Origin of the sequence: Lysobacter sp. CA199 (genome assembly GCF_052078715.1) — a bacterium.
Taxonomy (GTDB): domain Bacteria; phylum Pseudomonadota; class Gammaproteobacteria; order Xanthomonadales; family Xanthomonadaceae; genus Lysobacter.
In genome coordinates this window covers 116,043-137,733 of the sequence record NZ_JBQJIL010000009.1, presented here as the reverse complement: position 1 = coordinate 137,733, position 21,691 = coordinate 116,043, and the positions used below count along the sequence as shown (strand labels likewise).

Genomic DNA, 21,691 nt, shown 5'->3' with positions numbered 1-21,691 from the left:
CCCGGGACGGGCACTGCGCCCGCGACAGGTACCTAAGGAGAGAACCATGTTCAAGAGCAAGCGCAATCGCATCACCGCCACCTGCGCCTTCTGTTTCGGTGTGGCGTTCTCGCTCAGCGCGTTCGCCAACAACTGCGCGAGCTGCTGGGACGGCTGCTTCGCCGAACGCCGCGCCTGCCGCGCGGAAGGCCACCCGGCCAGCGAATGCCAGGCGATCTTCAATGCCTGCGGCAACATCTGCGGCTGTCCGATTCCGTGATGCCGGGGCCGCCCGCGAGCGCCCTGCCGGGCTCCCGCGGGCGGCGACCGCGGCGCAGAGTTTTGCCGCAGTGCAACGAAAATCCCGACGCATCCCGCTGCGCGCCGGCCCCGCAGCGGTGGAATACGCGCAACGCAGCACCACCGGCCGCGGATTCGCCGATCCGGTCACGACACCGTGCTGGATCTGCGCAGCGCCGGTGCCGTAACGCTGGGCGCCCATAGACAGGCACAAGGAGGAATAGTGATGTTGCGAATTTCCGCGCGCCGTCTGGCGATAGGCGCGGCCTTTGGCTTTTAAGCTACGTAAATGCTACATCTGTCGCCGCCCAATGACGGGCACAAGGATGACTAGTCATGTTCAACAACAATCGTTCCAAGGTCGCCGCCATCGCCGCATTCTGCTTCGGCGTTGCGTTCTCGCTCAGTTCGATGGCCGCGTCCAATCCGTGGGAAGTCTGCGCCGAGCGTGCCCTGACCCGCTACCACGAGTGCCTGAACGCCGGCACCAATCCGGCCACTTGCCTATCCACCTACAAGCGCGTCTTGGCCCTGTGCGGCACGCCCCCGTGATCGCAACCGCGGTCTAGAGAAACTGGCATTGCGCCAGACCGAATGTTTCACCCACGGGGGCTCGATCACCCGCGACCCGGCCGCGCTGAGTCGGCGGCCTGCGAACTCGCGTTGCATCGCACCACCACCGGCACATGTTCGGCAACGGCAACCGCTGCACTCGGCACAGTGCTCGGACACCCCGCCGGCGCTATAACTGCGCGTGCCCAATGACGGGCACAAGGAGGAACAGTGATGTTGAGAACTAAATCGATGCGATGGGCCGCGACGAGCGCGTTCGTGTTTGGGTTGGCGTTCTCGCTCAGCGCGTTCGGCAGCAGCACCTGCCAGCGCTGTTGGGATTCTTGCCAGACCCGGTACGACCGCTGCATCGCCTCCGGCGAGAACCAGTCGACCTGCGGTTACAACTACCGCCAGTGCGCGATCGGTTGCCGTTGCCAGATCCCCTGATCGCGACGCGCCTTGGCCGTGGGGACGCGTTGCGTCCCCACGGTTCTCGCAGAACGGTGCTGCATCGCAGCGCGAATCTCGAACCGCCGCGCCGGCCCGCCGGTTGCATCCGCCCTGTTTAGCCGTGTCCGTTCAAGACACCGCGTGATCGGCACCACGAGCGTGCAACGCCGCGTTGGCGTTGGCACCGGCCTGGTGTTACACCTGTCGCGCCCAATGACGGGCTTCACAAGGAGGAGAGGACATGATCGTCCTGCGCAAGGTGTCGCGACTGGCCATGGTCGCCGCGTTCTGTTTCGGTACCGCGCTTTCGCTCAGCGCATTCGCGCAGAACCCCTGGGAAATCTGCCAGCAACGCTGCGAAACGCGCTACGACGCGTGCATCGCCGCGGGTACCACGCAAGTTATCTGCGAGCGCGGCCTGCGCACTTGCATGAGCCGCTGCGGCACGCCTCCCTGAGCCGCCGCGCACTGAGTTAGGCTGAGGCCCCCGCGGGAGCATTCCGCTCCCGCGGACTCTTGAGGACAAGGAATGAACTTCAAGTCAATTCTGACCACCATCGTCGTAATCGCGCTGGCCCTGGGCCTGGGCGTGGGCGCCGGTTACCTGGTTCGCCACACCGGTCTGCTCGGCGGCGGTGAAGGCGGCGGCGTGCAGGTGGCGCAGGGCGACTACTCGCAGATCTACGCCAACGCCGGCAGCGACGTGGTGATGTACAGCCTGTCGACCTGCCCGTTCTGCAAGCAGGCCAAGGCGCTGCTGGAGAAGCAGAACGTGCGGTTCGTCGAGCGCGTGATCGACAAGGACGAAGCCGCGAAAAAAGAGGCCGACGGCCTGAAGATCAACAGCGTTCCGGTGATCTACATCGGCGATACCAGCATGCGCGGCTTCGACGAGGCCAAGCTGGTCGAGTTGATCAATGCCCATGCCAAGGGCGGCAAGCCGGCGGCTTGAGCGCGATGCATCGGTAACCGGGAGTGGACGATTCGAATCGTTCGCCCCCAGTTCGCTTCGTGGTCGCCACCGCCCCCGTAGGAGCGGCGCGAGCCGCGACCGCGACACCCGGCATGCGTCGTCAGCCGGGATTCGCGGTCGCGGCTCGCGCCGCTCCTACAGGAAGCGATCCGATAACAACAGCCGAAGGCGGATCTAACCAACGACCGCGCGCAAGACCGCGCCCGCGAGCAAACCCAGCACCGTACCGCCGATCACTTCCGCGGCGCTGTGCCGGGCCATGCGCAACCGCGCCCACCCCAGCACAGGCAGCAACGCGGCCGCGGCGCAGGCCCACGGCAACGACAGCCCGATCAGCGACACCGCGGCGAAGGCCAGACTGGCCATGTGCAACGACAATTTGATCCAGGCGTTGAGCACCGCCGCGACGATCAGCATCGCCGCGACCGAGACTATGCCGGCCGACAGCGATCCGCCAAGCCCGCGCATCCACCACCAACAGACCGCCAGAACCGCCAAGAGCACCCAATACAACAACGGGCGTTCGCTGCGGTGAGATGCGTCCACCGTGCCCCATCGGCCCGAATACCGGCGTTGCAGCACGAACAACCACGTCACCGCGATCGCCACGCCGATGCCGAGCAAGGCATGGGTCATGGCCCGTGGCGCGAGTTTGTCGACGCCGAGCAAAGTCAGCAGCAGAAATATCGCGAACGGATGCAGGACGATGGAGACTGCGCGCGCTAAGGCATAAGCCTTGCCCTGCGTGGCTGCCGAAGCGGATGCCGCGTTCGCTCGCCCGGCCCGATCATCGGTTCCGGCCGACGTCGAAGCCTCGGCCGCGTCGCGCGGCTCGTCCGGCTCCGCGCTCACGCCGCGTCCAAAGCCTCGGACAAACGTTCCACCGCGATCACGTCCATCTCGCCGATGCGCCCGCCGCGCGGCGCATTGCCCTTGGGCACGATGGCGCGCTTGAAGCCATGAGTCGCCGCTTCTTTCAAACGATCCTCGCCGTTGGGCACCGGACGGATTTCGCCCGACAGGCCGACCTCGCCGAACGCCACGGTCTGTTCGGCCAGCGGTTGATCGCGCAACGAGGACAGCACCGCCAGCAGCAGCGGCAGATCGACCGCGGTTTCCTGCACGCGGATACCGCCGACCACGTTGACGAACACGTCCTGGTCGCCCACCGCGATACCGCCGTGACGGTGCAGCACCGCGAGCAGCATCGCCAGGCGGTTCTGTTCCATGCCGACCGCGACCCGGCGCGGATTGGACAAGGGCGAGGAATCGACCAGCGCCTGCACCTCGACCAGCAGCGGTCGGGTGCCTTCGCGGGTCACCATGACGCAACTGCCCGGCTGCGGACTGCGGCTGCCTGAGAGGAAGATCGCGGAAGGATTGGGCACCTCGCGCAGTCCCTTGTCGCTCATCGCAAATACGCCGAGCTCGTTGACCGCGCCGAAGCGGTTCTTGAACGCGCGCAGCACGCGGAAACGGCTGCCGCTTTCGCCTTCGAAGTACAGCACCGCGTCGACCATGTGCTCGAGCACGCGCGGACCGGCGATGCCGCCTTCCTTGGTGACGTGGCCGACCAGGAACACAGCGGTGCCGGTTTCCTTGGCATAGCGAACCAGCCGCGCCGCGCTCTCGCGCACCTGGCTGACCGAGCCCGGCGCGGCGCCGAGTTGTTCGGTCCACAGGGTCTGCACCGAGTCGGCGACGATCAGCGCCGGTTTCATCTTTGATGCGTGTTCGAGAATGCGCTCGACTCCGGTCTCGGCGAGCGCATGCACGCCGTCCAGCGGCAGGCCCAGGCGCGAGGCGCGGCCGGCGACCTGCGACAGCGATTCTTCGCCGGTGACGTACAGGCCTGGCAAGGTCTGGGCCATGCGCGTGATCGCCTGCAGCAGCAAGGTCGACTTGCCGATGCCCGGATCGCCGCCGACCAACACCACCGCGCCAGGCACCAGGCCGCCGCCGAGCACCCGGTCGAATTCGCCGATGCCGGTACTGACCCGCGATTCTTCGCTATGGGTGACGTCCTTGAGCGCGGTCACCGCCGGCGCATCGACGCGTCCGGTCCAACTGCTGCGACGGCCGGCACCCACTCCGCCCGAGCCGGCCTTGGCGGCCGGCTCGACCACGAACTCGCTGAGCGTGTTCCAGGCCCCGCACTCGCCGCACTGCCCTTGCCACTTGCTGTAGTCGGCGCCGCATTCGGAGCATACGTAGGCGGTGCGGGCCTTGCTGGCGGCGGACTTGCTGGATGGCTTGGACAGATTGGACACGGTGGGCGGCGGCTGCGAACGGAATCAAACCGCACTGTAGCCGCTGGCGGTCGCATCGTGCGAGACGCGCGGTGCGGGCGCGGCGAAGTCTTACCCTTGTCCGGATCGGATTTGCCGATGTGCGAGCGTCGCGCGGGATGGATTTTCTGCGGTTTCCTGCGCGCGGTTGCGGCTTGCGTCGCCGGCAAGGTTCGCGGTCGCGGCTTGCGCCGCTCCTACAGGGGGCTCATGCGGCTGCCGAGTTCAAGCTTCAGCGCCATGTCGGACGCCTCGATGTAGGAGCGGCGCAAGCCGCGACCGCGACATCCGGCGTCCGTCGCCAATGTGGCTCGCGACCTGACTCATAACTGAAACGCGCATCGCCGCTACCCGACCTTACGCAGCCGACGACCGCATGAACGGCGCGAGCCCCGGCCTCACGCCGCCATCGGCCGATGCTGCTCGGGATAGATCGCGTACAGACTCTGCTGCGGCCGCGCGAGCAGACCGCCGACATCGTTGGCGGCAACGATGCTGTAGCCGCGCGCATCGATGTCGTTGACGATCGCATGCCAGTCCAGCTTCGGCATCGCCATCGCGGTGTCGATGGTCCAGCCGAAGCGCAGCGCGCCGAGCGCCTTCATTTCGTCCAGGGGAAGCCAACTGTCGGACGGGGCGACCACATAGCCTTCCTCGTCGCCTACCACGAATACGTCTACGCGCATTTTCGTCAGTGCCTTTACTGTTGATCCATAAGCCGGCGCATGGTGTCGATCCGTCCGATAAAAAAGAGTGAAGAAGGAATGGTCAATTGGTGAAACCGAAGTGGCGTAGCAGTTTGGGTTCACTTTCTATGCACGCCGATGACAAGCGACCGCTTAGGCACAGTTTGCTCGAGCGCGGTCGCATCGCTTGCGACCATCGCTGGGCCAGCCTATGGTGCGTGCGGTGCGCCCCTGCCCCATGGCATGGAGGCCAGGGACCATCGGATTTTCGCCCCAAAAGCGTGATGGCTATCACCCGGCCCAATGACGGAACCTGCGGACTCGTCTGCGGAAAGATCGGAGGCCGCGCCGGTCCCGGGCAGCCAAGGCGACCGGCCGCATTGACGACACACTGGCCCCAGACCCGCCTGCAGAACCGCCCGGCGGCCCCCCGAGGCCCGTCACTGGCCTGTTTCCCACGCCTTCCGCGTGTACCTAAAAGCGGTTAACTCAAGCAAAAAAAGGCTTTTATCTTGCTCGAGGCCCTGTTTTACCAGTATAAAAGCAGCGCCGCAGGGGGCTGCGGCCAGGGAAAAGCCACACGGAGGACGACGTACGCAAGGAAGCTGTATCCAGGCCAGTGAGGGCCGCCCGCTCATACCGCCTGTCCGCCCACGGACCTTCGACGTCCGCGGACCCAACACATTCATTCACACCACGTCGCAGCGCGCGCCGAATCGTGCGCGCTCGCGTGGGTAGTTTTTTAAGTCGTTCCAGCGTTTGGACGCCAACTCAAAGGAGTGGTACCGCAATGCCTCGTAATGTTTCGCTCAGGAAATGCGTGTTGGCTTCGGCCCTGGCCAGCGCCCTGCTCGCGCCTTGCGTGGCTGGTGCGGTAAGTGGGCAGCAGCATGCGAGTCTCGGGGTCATCAATCTGACCGACACCGAATATGTCACCACCGTCGATGCAGAGCATGCGCTGTGGACTACCTTCAGTGGCTCCATCACCCGTCCTGCAAATGCCGCACAGATCGCCGTACGAACCAGCGGACTGGGTGCGCACGCCATCTTCGCCGACGGTGGTCCCATCTCGGTCAACAACTTCACGGTCCTCACTACTGGCGTTGGGTCGCACGGCATCTTCGCCCGTGGCAGCGACATCACGGCGGACAACGTCAATATCGAAACTCAAGGCGCCGGGAGCAACGGCATCGTCGCCGATGGTCGCGTCATTACGACTAACAGCGCAACGGTCCGCGCCGACGGCGCCGGATCTCACGCGTTGTATGTCCGCAACAGCAGCAGCGCGATAAATACTTTCAACAACAGTACTTTCACCGCCCAAAACGGAACCGCGACAATCCCACCCAGCAGAGCCGCGTACATTTCCTCAAGCACGGCGATGTTCACCAACTCGACGCTGAATGGAAATCTGTACGTCGATGGAGTCTCTAAGACCCTGCTCAATGACTCCACAATCAACGGTAACGTCACCGCCAATGGGGTTGGCGCGGAAGTGAGCCTCAACGGTACCGACGACGCCGGTCACACCGCCTTCGTTAATAACGGCAGAATCTACGCGACCGCAGGTGGTTTCATCGAGACCCACACTGTCCGCTTCAATTACGTTTCAAACGACACTGATCGTGCTGCCCTTTTCAGTGCGGATAACGGCGGCAAGCTGACCATCAACGATCCCACGATCACGGCTTCGGGCACCTCGCTCATCGGTTACGAAGCTGAAGGCGGCGAGGTTACTGTCGATGTAGGGTCGATGGTGATCTCGGTCGATGAAGGTTATGCCGTGGAGGTGATCGGAGACCGGGCCAATTCGAAGCCCGGCAAGATGACGCTGAACGATACCAAGATCGATGCGAATGGCGACGCCAGGCTCGGTGGCGCCTATCTGCACGACGGCGATCTGATCCTGAACCGCGGTTACTTGAAGACCACCGGTGGCGACGCGATCGTCATTTCCCACAACGCCGGCCCCATCGATCCGAACATCGTCCCGCTGTCGACCATTTCGCTGTCGAACAACGCCTCGATTTCGGCCGGCAACGGCCGGCTGATGTCGGTGCGCAACGAGCACGGCGCTAATCTGTTGACACTCGACACCAACGCCACGGCTTACGGCGATATCCGATTCGATGACTCGGAAGGCTCGCCAGACACCAACGGCGACGGCATCCTCCAGAGCAACGTCGACGTGACCGTGCGCAACGGCGCGATGTGGCAAGGCGCGTCCTCGGACGCAGTACGTGAAGTGTTCGTCTCCGACGGCGGTCGCTGGAACGTGACTGCCAATTCGCAAGTATCCGGCCTGACTCTGGGCGGCGGCAGCGGCAGCAGCGTCGTCGCTTTCGAATCGACCCCAGGGTTCAAGACCCTTACCGTGACCGGCGACTACAGCGGCGACGGCGGCACCCTGGCGATCAACGCAGCGCTCGGCGACGACAGCTCGGGAGCCGACAAGCTGATCGTCAAGGGCGACACCAGCGGTTCCACCCTGATGACGGTCAACAACCTCGGCGGCGCCGGCGCGGCGACCACCAATGGCATCCAGGTGGTGCAGGTCGACGGCACGTCCGACGGCAACTTCGCCCTGAGTGGACGCGCGGTGGCCGGCGCCTACGAATATCTGCTGCAAAAGGGCGGCGTCCCCGATCCGAACGACGGCGATTGGTACCTGCGCTCGCAGTTGGATCCGACTAATCCCGGCAACCCGGGCAACCCGGGCAGTCCTGGGAATCCTGGGAATCCTGGGAATCCTGGGAATCCGGGTAATCCTGGCAACCCGGGTAATCCCGGAAATCCTGGCAACCCCGGAAACCCGGGCAATCCTGGCAACCCCGGTAATCCTGGCAACCCCGGCAACCCCGGAAACCCGGGCAACCCCGGCAATCCTGGTAACCCCGGAAACCCCGGCAACCCCGGCAACCCCGGCAACCCAGGTAATCCTGGCAACCCCACCGGCCCCCGCCCCACCCCGCCCGGCATGATCTACCGCCCGGAAACCGGCGCCTACCTGGCCAATCAGGCGGCCGCGGTGACGATGTTCCAGCATTCCTTGCAGGACCGCAGCAGCGAAACCACGTTCTCCGATCTCGGCGACCGCGACTTCTCCACCTGGGCGCGCGTGGTCGGTCGCAAGATCGACGGCCATGCCGGCCTGGAACAGCTTGAGACGTCCACCGACACCCAAGTGGTCCAGATCGGTAGCGATGTCGGCATCTGGCACGACGACAGCCGCTTCCACGTGGGCCTGATGGGCGGCGTCGGCCGCGCCGAGACCAAGGTCGATTCGGAGATCATCGGCTACCACGCCAAGGGCAAGGTCGAGGGCTACAACCTCGGCGTGTACGGCACCTGGTTCTCCAACGCCACCGATTCGGCCGGCCTGTACGTCGACGGCGCATTGCAGTACGGCCGTTACGACCACAGCGTGCGCGGCGATCTACTCGACGAGGAAAAGTACAAGTCCGAGGCCTGGAGCGCATCGTTGGAAGCCGGTTACGCCTTCGTGCTCAATCCCAACGGCGGCTTCATCATGTACCTGGAACCGCAGATGCAGGTGATCCACACCGACTACTCGTCGGACACCCACAGCGAAGTCAACGGCACCCGCATCGACGACACCAGCGCCGGCGGCCTCACCAGCCGCGTCGGCCTGCGCTTCTACGCGCATACCGACAGCGCCGCCAGCAGCCGCATGCAGCCGTTCCTTACCTTGAACTGGTGGCACAACGACGACCGCAACACCATGTCGTTCGACGGCAGCAAGGTCCAGTTGGAACTGCCGGAAGACCTGTATGAAGCCAAGCTGGGCGTGCAGGCGCAGTTCGGCGGCGGCTGGGGCGGCTGGGGCCAGGTGGATCTGCGCCAAGGCCGCAACGACTACCGCGACAGCGGCGCGCAGTTGGGCGTCAATTTTCGCTGGTGATTCCAGCAATGCCAAAAATCACCCCGGGCAACCGGGGTGATTTTTTTATTGCACCTTGCGCGTGTCCGCTCGCAACGGCGTTACGGTGGATGCACAAGTGCAATTGGATCCGACGCCCTGAGTGGCGGCGTTTGTCTAATGTCCGCGCGGTTCGTCGCGCGGACATGATCGACGGCGGCGATCGACTCGCGCCGCTGTTCGCCGCCTCGCCGTTCGCCCGCCGCCGAACGCATGTAACCAGCACAAGGCCCCGCGCACGCGGGGCCTTTTTTGCCGGGCGGTTGGGCCTCTCGCAGTAAAGAAAAAGCCCCGCTGATGACGGGGCTTTTCTTTCCGGGAAGTTGCCGGCCGTTGGATCGGTGGCCGGGCGGTTGGGTTCTTCTCGCAGTAAAGAAAAAGCCCCGCGTTGGCGAGGCTTTTCTTTCCGGGAAGTTGCCGGCCGTTGGATCGGTGGCCGGGCGGTTGAGCTTCTCGCAGTAAAGAAAAAGCCCCGCGTTGGCGAGGCTTTTCTCTCCGGGAAGTTACCGGCCGTTGGATCGGTGGCCGGGCGGTTGGGTTCTTCTCGCAGTAAAGAAAAAGCCCCGCGTTGGCGAGGCTCTTCTCTCCGGGAAGTTACCGGCCGTTGGATCGGTGGCCGGGCGGTTGGGTTCTTCTCGCAGTAAAGAAAAAGCCCCGCGTTGGCGAGGCTTTTCTCTCCGGGAAGTTGCCGGCCGTTGGATCGGGGGCCGGGCGGTTGGGTTCTTCTCGGGGGTACTTGGTGCCGGAAATAGGAATCGAACCTACGACCTACGCATTACGAATGCGCCGCTCTACCAACTGAGCTATTCCGGCGAAGGACGGCAATTCTAAGGCGCGCCGGCTGCGGGGGTCAATTCGGGCCGAACGGGGCCGGAAAACCGGCGCGCGGCCTGTGCGGGGTCGCGGTGCGGCGGTTCCCCGCTCGCCGGGGCCAGAACCCGGCTGCGCGGGCGCTGGAATCTGCAAGTGGCTTCGCACCGATCGGCAGGCGATACCATTCGCCCATGCACCCCGTCCTCTCCGCCGCCGCCGATGCGCTGATCTTCGTCCTCGGCTCGTGGGCGCTGTGGCGTCTGCTCGGGCGTTCGGTGCCGCTGGCGGTGGTGCCGATCGTGATCGGGCTGGTGTTGGCGGCCGGTGGCTGGTTGCCGCCGCAGTGGAGCGTGCCTTCGGCGATCGGCGACAAGCTCGGCTGGATCGGCGTGCTGGCGCTGGCGTTCAGTGCGGGCCTGGAGACGCGGCAGAACCACTACCGCCCCGACGACGACGTCTCTGTCGCCGCCAGTCCGCCCTTGCCTGAAGCCGCCACCGACGCGACGCGACCGCATGCGTCGGTTTCGCGTTTCGCGCTCAGCGCGGCGCTGGCGCTGGCGCTGCCGTTCGCGGTCGGCACCGTGGCCGCTTACGCTCACTTCATCGGCCTGCCCGGCTGGACGGCGCCGCGCGGCGCGGGTTGGCTGGGCGCGATCGCGATCGGGCTGTGCGTGGCGGTCAGCGCGCTGCCGGTGCTGATCGGGATCGTGCGCGAGTTGGGGCCGCTGCATCGACGCTTGACCCAGGCCGCGCTGGCGATCGCGGTCATCGACGACGCGGTGTTGTGGGTCGGCTTGGCGGTGTTGCTGTTCGTCGCCGACGGCGGCGATGGATTGAGCGGCTGGGGCGCGCTGGATGCGCTGGCGGTGGCGGCGTTGATCGCGCTGGCCGCGGTCGGCATGTGGCTGCAGCGCCGGCCGAAGTCGCCGCCGCGCGCGGCGGTATGGCTCACGCTCGTCGCGTATCTGGCGATCGGGTCCTGGGCCAGTTCGCGACTGGGCCTGCACGCGCTGTTGGGGGCGTACTTCGCCGGTGCGGCGATGGCGCCGAACTGGGCGCGTCGATTGCCGCTGGAACGGTTCGGCGGTTACGCGCTGATCGGTCTGGCGCCGCTGTTCTTCGGCCACAGCGGTCTGCGCATCGACGGCCAGGTATTGGGCTGGGCGTCCATGCAGGCCGCGTTCGCCTTGTTGCTGATCTCGGTGGCGGCCAAGCTCGCCGCGTTGCTGATCTGTCCGCCGCTGCCGCGTCTGCCGCGGCGCGATGCCCTGGCGATCGGCGCGCTGTTGCAGTGCAAGGGTCTGATGGAAATCGTCGCGGCAACGATCCTGCGCGACAAAGGTCTGCTGTCGGAATCGGCGTTCGCCGCGCTGGTGACGCTGGCGGTGTTGTCGACGGTGCTGACCGGGCCGTTGTTCCGTTGGATTCTGGGTCGCCGCGCGACCAGCGCCGAAACGCGCTTGCAATACGGCTGAGCCGGGCGCGCCGCGCTCAGCCCACCAATTGCAGCCGCAGTTCCTTGGGCAGCGCGAACACCATGTCTTCCGGTTCGCCGTCGAGTTCGCGCACGCCTTGCGCGCCCAACTCGTGCAGGCGGTCGATGACCCCGCGCACCAGCACTTCCGGCGCGGACGCGCCGGCGGTCACGCCGATACGCTTGCGGCCCTGCACCCACTTGGGATCGATCTCGACCGCGCCGTCGATCAGATGCGCTTCCACGCCCTCGCGCTCGGACAGCTCGCGCAGGCGGTTGGAATTGGAACTGTTGATCGAACCGACCACCAAAACCAAGTCGCATTGCGCCGCCAGTTCACGCACCGCATCCTGGCGATTCTGAGTGGCGTAGCAGATGTCGTCGTGACGCGGGCCCTGGATCGCCGGGAATTTGGCGCGCAGCGCTTCGATCACGCTGCGGGTGTCGTCGACCGACAAGGTGGTCTGGGTGGTGTAGGCCAGGTTCTCGGGCTGATCGACTTGCAGGCGTCCGACGTCGTCCGCGTCCTCGACCAGATAGATCCGCCCCAGGCCGGCTTCGCGCCGCCACTGGCCCATGGTCCCTTCCACTTCCGGATGGCCGGCATGGCCGATCAGGATCACGTCGCGGCCGGCGCGGCAATGCCGCGAGACTTCCAGGTGGACCTTGGTGACCAGCGGACAGGTCGCGTCGAACACCTTCAACTGGCGCCGTTCGGCTTCCTCGCGCACCGCCTTGGACACGCCGTGGGCGCTGAAGATCACGGTCGCACCGTCGGGCACTTCGTCGAGTTCTTCCACGAACACGGCGCCGCGATGCTTGAGGTCGTCGACGACGAAGCGGTTGTGCACCACTTCGTGGCGCACGTAGATCGGCGCGCCGAGGGTTTCGATGGCGCGTTTGACGATCTCGATCGCGCGATCGACGCCGGCGCAGAAGCCGCGGGGGTTGGCTAGCAGGACGTCCATGGGACGTGATTGTACTCCTGTGGCGGAAAGGCGGCGTCGCGGCACAGGTGCCGGAACCGGAACGGGTGGTTCCATCTCAGTGGGCGCGAGATTCGTGCGGCCGCGCCGGTAATTGCTGTGGCCGTGTTTACAGCAGCACTGCGACTCGTCGCACCTTCACCCTGGCCCTCTCCCGCTCGCGGGAGAGGGCCAGGGTGAGGGCAAGCAGGCGCCCTGCCGACCGGTTTCAGGCCTTGTCTGTACCCGGCCGGCGATCGCCCTCGGGCTTGCCGGCGAACAGGCCATACGCGGCGATACCGATCGCCCCGGCCACGATCGCCGAGTCGGCGATGTTGAACGAAGGCCAGTGGTACTTGCCCACGTACCACTGAATGAAATCGACCACGTGACCGTGCATCAGCCGGTCGATCACGTTGCCGATCGCCCCGCCGATCACCAGCGCGTACGGCAGCGCGGTCTTCCAGTCGCCGCGCGGAGTGCGCGCCAGCCAGCGCGCCAGCAGGCCGCTGATCGCCACCGCCAGGACCATGAAGAAATACTTCTGCCAGCCGCCGGCGTCGCTGAGGAAACTGAAGGCCGCGCCGGTGTTGTAGCTGCGGTACCAGTTCCAGAAGCCGTCGATCACCGGCACCGGCGTGTACTCGGGCAAGGAAGCCAGCACCCAGGCCTTGCTCCACTGGTCGAGCGCGATCACCACGGCCGAGACGATCAGCCAGATAAGCGCGTTCTTGCCGGATTTGCTTGCGGTATCGGTCATGGGGCCTGGAATCTACGGAAACAAAGGAGGGTGAAACGAAGCAAGGTGAAACGACATAAGACCGATCGCCGCGCGCCCAGCCGCGAAACCGGGCACGCGGACGAAAGCCCGGTCAGAACCAATGCCGGACTTCGCCCTCGCCGGCCACGTTGCTCACGCAACGGCCGCACAGTTCGGGATGCTCCGCATCGACGCCGACGTCGGCGCGGTAATGCCAGCAGCGCACGCACTTGCTCTTGTCGGTCTTGACCGCGAGCACGGCGATGTCCTTGATGCCGTCGTCGGCGATCACTTCCACGTCGCCGCTGATGAACAGGAAACGCAGCTCGTCGGCCAACGGCGCCAGCCAGTTCTGATCGGCGACGCCGCAACGCAACGAGATCTCCGCCTCCAACGCGGCGCCGATCTGGCCGGCCGCGCGCATCGGCTCCAGAGTCTTGGAGACGTTGTCGCGCAGGCTCAGCAGACGCTTGAAGTCCTCGTCCGACAAGGCCGCGTCGGCCGGCAACAAGGCCAGACCGTCGTACCAGGTGGTGAACAGCACGTTGGCTTCGCGCGGGCCCTGCTCGGTGTTGGCCGGCAGATGACGCCACATTTCGTCGGCGGTGAAGGCCAGGATCGGCGCGATCCAGCGCACGAACGCTTCGGCGATGCGATACATCGCGCTCTGCGCCGAACGCCGGCCGGGCGAGTTCTCCTGCATCGTGTACAGCCGGTCCTTGGTCACGTCCAGGTACAGCGAGCCCAGGTCGACGCTGCAGAAATTCGACAGCAACTGCACGATTTCGGCGAAGTCGTAGCGTTCGTACGCCGAGGCGATCCGGTCCTGCAGTTCGGCGGCACGATGCACGATCCAACCGTCCAGCGCGACCATCTCGTCCAGCGGCAGCAGATGCCGGGACGGATCGAATCCGCTGAGGTTGCCGAGCAGGAAACGCGCGGTGTTGCGGATGCGACGGTAGACGTCGCCGCTTTGCTTGAGGATCTTGTCGGAGACCGACATCTCGGCGCTGAAGTCGGTCGAGGCGACCCACAGACGCAGCACGTCGGCGCCCATCGCGTCGATGACCGTCTGCGGCACCACGACATTGCCCAGCGACTTGGACTGCTTGCGGCCGTTCTCGTCCACGGTGAAACCATGGGTCAGCACCTGGCGGTACGGCGCCACGCCGTCCATCGCCACGCCGCTGAGCAGCGCGCTGTGGAACCAGCCTCGATGCTGATCGGAGCCTTCCAGATACAGATCGGCCGGCTTGCGCAAACCGTCCTGCGGACGCTGCGCCAACACGCATTCGTGGCTGGCGCCCGAGTCGAACCAGACATCGAGGATGTCGGTGACCTTCTCGTAGTTCGCGGCTTCATCGCCCAGCAACTGCTCGGCGGTCATCGCGTACCACGCCTCCACGCCTTCGCGTTCGACCGCGTCGGCGACCTGACGCATGATCTCCACCGTGCGCGGATGCGGCTGGCCGCTTTCGCGATCGAAGAACAACGCGATCGGCACGCCCCAGTGGCGCTGGCGCGAGATCGTCCAGTCCGGACGCGCTTCGATCATGTTGTAGATGCGCGCTTCGCCCCAGCCCGGCACCCACGCCACGCCGGCGATCGCGGCGAGCGCATCGCGACGCAGGCCGGCCTGCTCCATCGAGATGAACCATTGCGGCGTGGCGCGGAACACCACCGGCGTCTTGTGGCGCCAGCAGTGCGGGTAGCTGTGCTTGAGCCGGCCCGACGCCAACAGCACGTCGTGCGCCTTGAGCACGTCCACGATGATCGGGTCGACCTTGAAGATGTGCACGCCGGCCAGCGCATGCTGATCGGCCGGCGGCGTCGACGGCAGATAACGGCCGCGCGCGTCCACCGGATTGAACTGGGCCGGGGTGTAGTTTTTCAGCAGGCCGTACTTCAGCGCGACCGCATAATCTTCCTGGCCGTGGCCGGGCGCGTTATGAACGATGCCGGTGCCGTCCTCGGCCGACACGTAGCTGTCGACCAGCACCGGCAGCTCGCGCTCGGCGTAGAACGGATGCTGCAGGCGCTGACCTTCCAGTTCGACGCCGCGCGCGCGTCCGTGCACCACGACCTCATCGACGCCGTAACGCTTGAGCGCGCGCTCGGCCAGGGCCTCGGCGAGCACCAGCAGGCGGCGTCCGCCGTCGGCGCGCTTGGGGCCTTCGACCAGGAGGTAATCGAACTCGGGACCGACGGTGACCGACAAGCTGGCCGGCAGGGTCCACGGCGTGGTGGTCCAGATCGGCACCGCGATGATCGCGTCCTCGTCGATCGTCGCGCCGAACAGCGCGGCGAGCCCGCGCGCGTGCTTGGCGACGTAGCCGACGTCGATCTGGGTCGATTCCTTGTCCTGGTACTCGATCTCCGCCTCGGCCAGCGCCGAGCCGCAGTCGAAGCACCAATGCACCGGCTTGGAGCCGCGCAGCAGGTGGCCGCGTTCGACGATCTTGGCCAGCGAACGGATGATGTCCGCCTCGTAGCGGAAATCCATGGTCAGGTATGGATTTTCCCAATCGCCGATCACGCCAAGGCGCTTGAAGTCGCGGCGCTGCAGCTCGATCTGGGTCGTCGCGTACGCGCGGCACTTCGCGCGGAAGGCCGCGGCGTCGAGTTTATCCCCGACCCTGCCGAATTCTTTCTCGACCTTGTGCTCGATCGGCAGGCCGTGGCAGTCCCAGCCCGGCACGTAGGGCGCGTCGAAGCCGGACAACAACTTGGACTTGACCACGATGTCCTTGAGCACCTTGTTGAGCGCGTGGCCGATGTGGATCTCGCCGTTCGCGAACGGCGGACCGTCGTGCAGGACGAAGCTGCGCTCGCGGCCGCCGGTTTTCTCGCGAATTCGCTGATACAAGCCCTCGCCTTCCCAGCGCGCCAGGGTTTCCGGCTCGCGCTTGGGCAGATCGCCGCGCATCGGGAAGTCGGTCGCCGGCAGCAGCAACGTGGCCTTGTACGGATTGGCGGGGGCGGATTGGCTCGAATCGTTGGTCACAGCAGGTCTCAGGCAGTTTTCTCGGCCGCGCTCGCGGCCTGAGCTGGCGACGTAGACGCACGTCGAATGTCGGATGGTGAAACCGGGGAATCGTAGTGCGGGCGACGCTGGGCATCGAGCCGCAACAGCTCGCGCGCCTGCGCGGCATCGCGGTGCATCTGCTGCGTCAGCGAAGCCAGATCGGGGAACTTGAGTTCGGCGCGCAGGTGCGCGACGAATTCGACCTCGATCCTGCGACCGTACAGGTCGCCGTCGAAATCGAACAGGTGCGCTTCCAGCAACGGCTCCACGCCGGCCACGGTCGGCCGCGTGCCCAGGCTCGACACCGACGGCCAGGGCCGTTCGCCGACGCCGTGCACCCAGGTCGCATAGATGCCCGACAAGGCCGGAGTCTTGCCGCCGAAACGCAGATTGGCGGTTGGAAATCCGAGCGTGCGGCCCAGTTGCCGGCCGTGCACCACATGTCCGCCGATCGCGTAGGGCCGGCCGAGCAACGCGGCCGCGGCAGCGAAATCGCCGGCCAGAATGGTTTCGCGGATGCGGGTGCTCGACACCCGCTCGCCGTCCAGGTGCACCGGCTCGATCTCGTGCGCGCTGAAGTCCGCGGCCTCGCCCATCCGCCGCAGCAGCGCGATGTCGCCGCCGCGCGCCTTGCCGAAACGGAACTCGGGCCCGACCCAGACTTCGCGCGCGGCCAGTCGCTGGACCAGCACGCGCTCGACGAATTCCTCCGCGCTCAGGCTGCTCAAGCGCCGGTTGAAGCGCAGCAGGCCGACCTGGTCGGCGTCCAGCGCCAGCAAGCCCTCGGCCTTGGCCCGGGGCAGCAATAAGCGCGGCGGCGGCGCGCCAGGGGCGAAAAACTCGCGCGGCAGCGGCTCGAAACTCAGCGCTACCGCCGGCACGTCCAGCGCGCGCGCGCGCGAAACCGTGTGGCGCACCAGCGCGCGATGCCCGAGGTGCAGGCCATCGAAGGCGCCGATGCAGACCACACTGCCGTGCGGGCATCGCGGCCCGCTATCGACGTCACGAAACAGCCTGCTCATTAAGGTTCTGGCGTGGGGCCCGGTTCGCCCGGGACATGCTCGAAGGATGAATAAGGAAGTATAGCCGCCGCCCGCAAGTCTCAACGGCACCCGGGGCGTCGTTTCGCGGACGATGGCGGCATCTGCCGCCACCGCCGGCATCCGCGGCTCAGTGCCCGCGCAGATCGCGCATGCGGATGCCCTGCAGCCACAACGCCGCGCCGTACACGCCGCCGCCCGCGCCGACCACGACCGCGAGCTTGAGCAGGCGCTCCCACCACGGCCACACGGTCCAGCCCTGCCACAGCCACAGCAGGCTCAGCACCACCACGGTCATCGCCACGCTGGCGACCGCGATCTGGCGCAGGAACCGGCCCCAGCCCGGCTGGCGCCGATAGACCTTGGCCCGGCGCAGATACCAGGCCAGTTGCACGGCGTTGGTCCAGCCGGCGATCGCGATCGCCAGCGCCAGGCACGCGTGCGCGCCGGGGATCTCGCCGAGCGCCTTGCGCAGATCGCCGGTCTTGGCCAGCGCGGCCTGGCCGGCGTCGGTGAAATACAGCACCGCCAGCAGCAGCGCCACGGTCGACAGCAGATTCACCGCGACCGAAACCACCGCCGATTTGACCGGGGTCTTGGTGTCCTGGCGCGAGTAGAACGCCGGCGCCAGCACCTTGACCAACAAGAACGCCGGCACCGCGGTCGACTGCGCCATCAGGCTCAGGCGGATCATTTCGGTATCGCGCGCATGCAGCTTGCCGTACTGGAACAGGGCCGCGATCAGCGCCTCGGCGCACAGCACCAGCCCCAGACACGCCGGAATGCCGATCAGCAGGCACAGGCGGAAGCCCCAATCCAGGCCCTTGGAATAGCCCTCGGTGTCGGTGGCGGCATGGCGCTTGGACAGGTGCGGCAGGATCACCGTGCCGATCGCCACACCGAACATCCCCAACGGGAACTCCAGCAGCCGGTCGGTCAGGTACAGCCAGCTCACGCTGCCGACGATCAGGAACGAGGCCAGCGCGGTATTGAGCAGCAGATTGACCTGGGCCACCGACGAGCCGAACAGGGTCGGCACCATCAGCCGCATGATCCTGCGCACGCCCTGGTGCGCCCCGCCCCAGCGCGGCCGCGGCAACAACCCCAGCTTGGCCAGCGCCGGCAACTGGAACACCAGTTGCAGGATGCCCGCGAAGAACACGCCCCAGGCCAGCGCCAGCACCGGGTTCAAGTTCAACGGCCGCATCAGCGGCACCGAACACACCGCCGCGGCGATCATCGAAATGTTCAACAGCACCGGCGACAAGGCCGGAATGGCGAATTTCTCGTAGCTGTTGAGGATCCCGCCGGCCAGCGAGGCCAACGAGATGAACAAGGCATACGGGAAGGTGATCTGCAGCATTTCCGTCGCCAGCCGGTATTGCTCGCTGAACGGATCCCAGCCCGGCGCGAACAGCTTCATGACCCAGGGCGCGGCGATGACCACCACGGCCGTCATCGCCAGCAGCGCGGCGGCCAGGGTGCCGGTGACCCGATCGACCAGTTCCTTGACCGCGGCGTGGTCGCGCTGCTCCTTGTACTCGGCCAGCACCGGCACGAAGGCCATCGAAAACGAGCCTTCGGCCGAAATCCGGCGCATGAAGTTCGGAATCCTGAACGCGATGAAGAACGCGTCCATGGCCGGACTGGCGCCGAACTGCCAGGCGTAGACTTGGTCGCGCAGCAGCCCGGAGACCCGCGAAATCAGGGTCATGGCGCTGAAAATGACCGAGGAGCGCAACAAACCGCCGCCCTTACTCATCCAGCGCCTCCACACAGTTGACCCAACCCACTGAATCGGCCATACTTTTCGGTCTGATTTTCCGTAATTGCGTTTTCAGCTGCATCTCTTCGTCCAGTTCCATTACGCTTTCAACCAAATTTTCCAGGAATCCACCGTGGCAAACATCAAGTCCGCCAAGAAGCGCGCCAAGCAGACTGTCGTGCGTAACGCCCGTAACGCCAGCCAGCGTTCGATGCTGCGTACCGCCGTCAAGAAGGTGCTGAAGGCCCTCGGCGAGAACGACGCCGCGAGTGCCAAGTCCGCGTTCGACGTCGCTCAGCCGATCCTCGACCGTTTCAGCGCCCGTGGCCTGATTCACAAGAACAAGGCCGCACGTCACAAGAGCCGCCTGTCGGCCCGTATCAAGGCGCTGGCCGCGGCCTAAGCACTGCGATGCGACATCGCTGTTCGCGACGACTCGCTCGTTCGCGGCGGCATGCAAAAGCCCGGCTTCGGCCGGGCTTTTGTTTTGTTCGGCGCCGCTTTGCGCGGCCTGGTTCGGTGCCGCTTTATCGCGCGCATGAGCCGATGCCGTGGCGACTTCGATCGGGGTCCGCATGCCGGGCATCATCGATGCCCTCGGTGAAGCGATATTGAAGTCGCGCGTACGCGCGCACCCATTGCCGCAGGCCCCGCCGCACGCGCAAGCCGGCCGCGACGCATTACGCGCCGCGCCAGACCGCCAATCGGGAGTCGATGAGCCGAAGGCTCAGGGCACATGGTCGCCGGCGGCGTGCGCAGCTTCCAGGGCCTCTGCGCGCTGACGGTCGAAGAACGCCATCACGTCCTGCATGATCGGGAAGGTGCCGTCGCGACCGATCGCCGAGACCAGGTACCAGCGATCCTTCCAGCCCAGCTCGTCGATGATCGCCTGCGCCGCGGCCTGCTGCTCTTCTTCCAGCAACAGATCGGCCTTGTTGAGCACCAGCCAGCGCGGCTTGGCCAACAATTCGGGATCGTGCTTGTGCAGCTCGTTCTCGATCGCGCGCACCTGCTCGGCCGGGCTTACGCCCTCCACCCCGCCTTCCATCGGCGCGATATCGACCAGGTGCAGCAGCAGACGCGTGCGCTGCAGATGGCGCAGGAATTGCGCACCCAGGCCGGCACCGTCGGCCGCGCCTTCGATCAGCCCGGGAATATCGGCGATCACGAAGCTGCGATGCGCCTCGACGCTGACCACGCCCAGATTCGGATACAGCGTGGTGAACGGATAGTCCGCGACCTTCGGCGTCGCCGCCGAAACCGCGCGGATCAGGGTGCTCTTGCCCGCGTTCGGGAAGCCCAGCAGGCCGACGTCGGCCAACAGCTTCAATTCCAGCTTGAGCTCGCGCTCCTCGCCCGGCAGGCCCGGCAAGGCCTTGCGCGGCGTGCGGTTGACCGAGCTCTTGAAATGCATGTTGCCCAAGCCGCCCTTGCCGCCGCGCGCGACCAGCAGGCGATCGCCGTGCGCGGTCAGATCGCCGATGACTTCGTCGGTTTCGACATTGGTGACCACGGTGCCGACCGGTACGACGATGACCAGATCGTCGCCGCCCTTGCCGTAGGCTTGGCGGCCCATGCCGTTCTCGCCGCGCCTGGCGCGGAACTGCTTCTGATGACGGAAATCGACCAGGGTGTTGACGTTCTCGTCGGCGACGATGAACACGCTGCCGCCGGCGCCGCCATCGCCGCCGTCCGGCCCACCGAGCGGAATGAACTTCTCGCGACGGAAACCGACGCAGCCGTTGCCGCCGTTGCCGGCGATGACTTGGATTTCTGCTTCGTCTACGAGTTTCATAAGAGCCGGGATTCGGGATTGGGGATACGGGATTCGTAGAAACAAAAACCGGGATGGCGGGATTGTAGCGAGACTGGGTCAGCGGGCTTTTCGCTTTTGCGAACCCTCAATCCCAAATCTCCGATCCCGGCCAGAAACGAAAAGCCCCGCCGAAGCGGGGCTCCTCGCGGCACGTCGCGGCGCGATTACTCCGCGGCGACGACGCTGACGGTGCGGCGCTTCTTCAGGCCCTTGGTCGAAAACTCGACCTTGCCATCGACCAGCGCGAACAGGGTGTGGTCGCGGCCGAGGCCGACGCCCATGCCCGGATGGAACTGGGTACCGCGCTGACGCACGATGATGTTGCCGGCCTCGATGGCCTGGCCGCCGTAGATCTTCACGCCCAGGTACTTCGGGTTGGAGTCGCGGCCGTTGCGGGTAGAACCTACGCCCTTTTTATGTGCCATGGCTGCTGCTCCTTACTTGTTGTCACCACCGGCGATGCCGGTGATTTCGATTTCGGTGTAGTGCTGACGATGGCCCATCTGCTTGCGATGGTGCTTACGACGGCGGAACTTGACGATGCGGATCTTATCGGCGCGGCCGTGGCCGACGACCTTGGCGGTGACGCTGGCGCCCTTGAGCGCATCGCCGAGCTTCACGCCTTCGCCATCGCCCAACATCAGGACGCTGTCGAACTTGATTTCGCTGCCGGCTTCGACATCGAGCAGCTCGACGCGGAGCGTCTCGCCTTGCATCACGCGGTATTGCTTACCGCCGGTGACCAGTACTGCGTACATGACCAGGATTCCTCTGTAGTTATTTTTGGTCCTGCCGCACCCGTTTTGGGCGGACAGAAGCGGAATTGTATGCACTTCAGCGAGTTACGGCAACTATGGGCCAA

The 21,691-nt window shown here is 65.7% G+C and carries 21 protein-coding genes and 1 tRNA gene; 9 read left to right on the top strand and 13 right to left on the bottom strand.

Annotated elements, in window-relative coordinates:
* Window positions 1-46: 46 nt before the first annotated feature.
* The 6 genes from ACTOWJ_RS17530 to ACTOWJ_RS17505 all read left to right on the top strand — a co-directional run bounded on the left by ACTOWJ_RS17530 (window position 47) and on the right by ACTOWJ_RS17505 (window position 2,236).
* Entirely contained in the window at window positions 47-259 is a 213-nt protein-coding gene (locus ACTOWJ_RS17530) for a hypothetical protein (protein WP_441335905.1), read from the top strand.
* A gap of 70 nt (window positions 260-329) precedes the next feature.
* On the top strand, window positions 330-467 hold the full coding sequence (locus tag ACTOWJ_RS17525; protein WP_441335904.1) for a hypothetical protein: 138 nt from the start codon (window positions 330-332) through the stop codon (window positions 465-467).
* 148 nt (window positions 468-615) lie between these two features.
* Window positions 616-831 (top strand): hypothetical protein, encoded by a 216-nt coding sequence (locus ACTOWJ_RS17520; protein ID WP_441335903.1) that lies wholly within the window; start codon window positions 616-618, stop codon window positions 829-831.
* A 234-nt stretch (window positions 832-1,065) separates the two neighbouring features.
* Window positions 1,066-1,281 carry a hypothetical protein gene (locus tag ACTOWJ_RS17515; RefSeq protein ID WP_441335902.1) on the top strand — a complete coding sequence of 72 codons (216 nt, stop codon included), beginning with the start codon at window positions 1,066-1,068 and terminating at the stop codon, window positions 1,279-1,281.
* 244 nt (window positions 1,282-1,525) lie between these two features.
* Window positions 1,526-1,741, top strand: coding sequence for a hypothetical protein (locus ACTOWJ_RS17510; protein ID WP_441335901.1), 216 nt, complete (start codon window positions 1,526-1,528; stop codon window positions 1,739-1,741).
* Window positions 1,742-1,813: 72 nt separating this feature from the next.
* Window positions 1,814-2,236: a glutaredoxin family protein gene (locus tag ACTOWJ_RS17505; RefSeq protein WP_441335900.1), complete on the top strand. Its 423-nt coding sequence runs from the start codon at window positions 1,814-1,816 to the stop codon at window positions 2,234-2,236.
* Between the two features lie 195 nt (window positions 2,237-2,431).
* Here ACTOWJ_RS17505 and ACTOWJ_RS17500 read toward each other — a convergent pair whose 3' ends face one another.
* The 4 genes from ACTOWJ_RS17500 to ACTOWJ_RS17485 form a co-directional block, all read right to left on the bottom strand.
* Complete coding sequence (locus ACTOWJ_RS17500) at window positions 2,432-3,109, bottom strand: hypothetical protein (protein WP_441335899.1); 678 nt, start codon at window positions 3,107-3,109, stop codon at window positions 2,432-2,434.
* Complete coding sequence (gene radA, locus ACTOWJ_RS17495) at window positions 3,106-4,518, bottom strand: DNA repair protein RadA (protein ID WP_441336100.1); 1,413 nt, start codon at window positions 4,516-4,518, stop codon at window positions 3,106-3,108. Before radA ends, ACTOWJ_RS17500 begins: the two co-directional genes overlap by 4 nt.
* Before the next feature lie 425 nt (window positions 4,519-4,943).
* A complete protein-coding gene (locus tag ACTOWJ_RS17490) occupies window positions 4,944-5,231 on the bottom strand; it encodes a hypothetical protein (RefSeq protein WP_441335898.1) in 288 nt (95 codons plus the stop codon).
* A 1,254-nt stretch (window positions 5,232-6,485) separates the two neighbouring features.
* Window positions 6,486-6,620: a hypothetical protein gene (locus tag ACTOWJ_RS17485; protein ID WP_441335897.1), complete on the bottom strand. Its 135-nt coding sequence runs from the start codon at window positions 6,618-6,620 to the stop codon at window positions 6,486-6,488.
* Here ACTOWJ_RS17485 and ACTOWJ_RS17480 point away from each other — a divergent pair.
* Window positions 6,613-9,153 (top strand): autotransporter family protein, encoded by a 2,541-nt coding sequence (locus tag ACTOWJ_RS17480; protein ID WP_441335896.1) that lies wholly within the window; start codon window positions 6,613-6,615, stop codon window positions 9,151-9,153. The genes ACTOWJ_RS17485 and ACTOWJ_RS17480 overlap by 8 nt on opposite strands.
* Window positions 9,154-9,908: 755 nt before the next feature.
* On the opposite strand, the gene ACTOWJ_RS17475 is transcribed toward ACTOWJ_RS17480, so the two are convergent.
* A tRNA-Thr gene (locus ACTOWJ_RS17475) sits at window positions 9,909-9,984 on the bottom strand.
* 191 nt (window positions 9,985-10,175) lie between these two features.
* On the opposite strand from ACTOWJ_RS17475, the gene ACTOWJ_RS17470 reads away from it, so the two are divergent.
* On the top strand, window positions 10,176-11,459 hold the full coding sequence (locus ACTOWJ_RS17470) for a cation:proton antiporter (RefSeq protein ID WP_441335895.1): 1,284 nt from the start codon (window positions 10,176-10,178) through the stop codon (window positions 11,457-11,459).
* Window positions 11,460-11,475: 16 nt separating this feature from the next.
* Here ACTOWJ_RS17470 and ispH read toward each other — a convergent pair whose 3' ends face one another.
* The 5 genes from ispH to murJ form a co-directional block, all read right to left on the bottom strand.
* Window positions 11,476-12,426: a 4-hydroxy-3-methylbut-2-enyl diphosphate reductase gene (gene ispH / locus ACTOWJ_RS17465; RefSeq protein ID WP_441335894.1), complete on the bottom strand. Its 951-nt coding sequence runs from the start codon at window positions 12,424-12,426 to the stop codon at window positions 11,476-11,478.
* 226 nt (window positions 12,427-12,652) lie between these two features.
* Window positions 12,653-13,183, bottom strand: coding sequence for a signal peptidase II (gene lspA, locus ACTOWJ_RS17460; protein WP_441335893.1), 531 nt, complete (start codon window positions 13,181-13,183; stop codon window positions 12,653-12,655).
* 112 nt (window positions 13,184-13,295) lie between these two features.
* Window positions 13,296-16,109: an isoleucine--tRNA ligase gene (ileS, locus tag ACTOWJ_RS17455; RefSeq protein ID WP_441336099.1), complete on the bottom strand. Its 2,814-nt coding sequence runs from the start codon at window positions 16,107-16,109 to the stop codon at window positions 13,296-13,298.
* 86 nt (window positions 16,110-16,195) lie between these two features.
* Window positions 16,196-17,230: a bifunctional riboflavin kinase/FAD synthetase gene (locus ACTOWJ_RS17450; protein WP_441335892.1), complete on the bottom strand. Its 1,035-nt coding sequence runs from the start codon at window positions 17,228-17,230 to the stop codon at window positions 16,196-16,198.
* Window positions 17,231-17,378: 148 nt separating this feature from the next.
* A complete protein-coding gene (gene murJ / locus ACTOWJ_RS17445; protein WP_441335891.1) occupies window positions 17,379-19,010 on the bottom strand; it encodes a murein biosynthesis integral membrane protein MurJ in 1,632 nt (543 codons plus the stop codon).
* 136 nt (window positions 19,011-19,146) lie between these two features.
* On the opposite strand from murJ, the gene rpsT reads away from it, so the two are divergent.
* Complete coding sequence (gene rpsT / locus ACTOWJ_RS17440; protein ID WP_031371909.1) at window positions 19,147-19,416, top strand: 30S ribosomal protein S20; 270 nt, start codon at window positions 19,147-19,149, stop codon at window positions 19,414-19,416.
* Window positions 19,417-19,740: 324 nt separating this feature from the next.
* On the opposite strand, the gene cgtA is transcribed toward rpsT, so the two are convergent.
* The 3 genes from cgtA to rplU all read right to left on the bottom strand — a co-directional run bounded on the left by cgtA (window position 19,741) and on the right by rplU (window position 21,587).
* On the bottom strand, window positions 19,741-20,808 hold the full coding sequence (cgtA, locus tag ACTOWJ_RS17435) for an Obg family GTPase CgtA (protein ID WP_441335890.1): 1,068 nt from the start codon (window positions 20,806-20,808) through the stop codon (window positions 19,741-19,743).
* A gap of 185 nt (window positions 20,809-20,993) precedes the next feature.
* The gene (gene rpmA / locus ACTOWJ_RS17430) at window positions 20,994-21,254 is read right to left on the bottom strand and encodes a 50S ribosomal protein L27 (RefSeq protein WP_441335889.1); all 261 of its coding nucleotides are present in this window, start codon (window positions 21,252-21,254) and stop codon (window positions 20,994-20,996) included.
* Between the two features lie 12 nt (window positions 21,255-21,266).
* Window positions 21,267-21,587 carry a 50S ribosomal protein L21 gene (gene rplU / locus ACTOWJ_RS17425; protein ID WP_441335888.1) on the bottom strand — a complete coding sequence of 107 codons (321 nt, stop codon included), beginning with the start codon at window positions 21,585-21,587 and terminating at the stop codon, window positions 21,267-21,269.
* Between the last annotated feature and the right edge of the window lie 104 nt (window positions 21,588-21,691).

Coding starts and splice junctions, on each gene's coding strand:
- ACTOWJ_RS17520 (WP_441335903.1), top strand. CDS start 616: ATGTTCAACAACAATCGTTCCAAGGTCGCCGCCATCGCCGCATTCTGC.
- ACTOWJ_RS17480 (WP_441335896.1), top strand. CDS start 6,613: ATGTTCACCAACTCGACGCTGAATGGAAATCTGTACGTCGATGGAGTC.
- ispH (WP_441335894.1), bottom strand. CDS start 12,426: ATGGACGTCCTGCTAGCCAACCCCCGCGGCTTCTGCGCCGGCGTCGAT.
- rpmA (WP_441335889.1), bottom strand. CDS start 21,254: ATGGCACATAAAAAGGGCGTAGGTTCTACCCGCAACGGCCGCGACTCC.
- ileS (WP_441336099.1), bottom strand. CDS start 16,109: ATGCGCGGCGATCTGCCCAAGCGCGAGCCGGAAACCCTGGCGCGCTGG.
- lspA (WP_441335893.1), bottom strand. CDS start 13,183: ATGACCGATACCGCAAGCAAATCCGGCAAGAACGCGCTTATCTGGCTG.
- cgtA (WP_441335890.1), bottom strand. CDS start 20,808: ATGAAACTCGTAGACGAAGCAGAAATCCAAGTCATCGCCGGCAACGGC.
- ACTOWJ_RS17490 (WP_441335898.1), bottom strand. CDS start 5,231: ATGCGCGTAGACGTATTCGTGGTAGGCGACGAGGAAGGCTATGTGGTC.
- ACTOWJ_RS17505 (WP_441335900.1), top strand. CDS start 1,814: ATGAACTTCAAGTCAATTCTGACCACCATCGTCGTAATCGCGCTGGCC.
- rplU (WP_441335888.1), bottom strand. CDS start 21,587: ATGTACGCAGTACTGGTCACCGGCGGTAAGCAATACCGCGTGATGCAA.
- ACTOWJ_RS17530 (WP_441335905.1), top strand. CDS start 47: ATGTTCAAGAGCAAGCGCAATCGCATCACCGCCACCTGCGCCTTCTGT.
- ACTOWJ_RS17515 (WP_441335902.1), top strand. CDS start 1,066: ATGTTGAGAACTAAATCGATGCGATGGGCCGCGACGAGCGCGTTCGTG.
- ACTOWJ_RS17510 (WP_441335901.1), top strand. CDS start 1,526: ATGATCGTCCTGCGCAAGGTGTCGCGACTGGCCATGGTCGCCGCGTTC.
- murJ (WP_441335891.1), bottom strand. CDS start 19,010: ATGAGTAAGGGCGGCGGTTTGTTGCGCTCCTCGGTCATTTTCAGCGCC.
- ACTOWJ_RS17470 (WP_441335895.1), top strand. CDS start 10,176: ATGCACCCCGTCCTCTCCGCCGCCGCCGATGCGCTGATCTTCGTCCTC.
- ACTOWJ_RS17450 (WP_441335892.1), bottom strand. CDS start 17,230: ATGAGCAGGCTGTTTCGTGACGTCGATAGCGGGCCGCGATGCCCGCAC.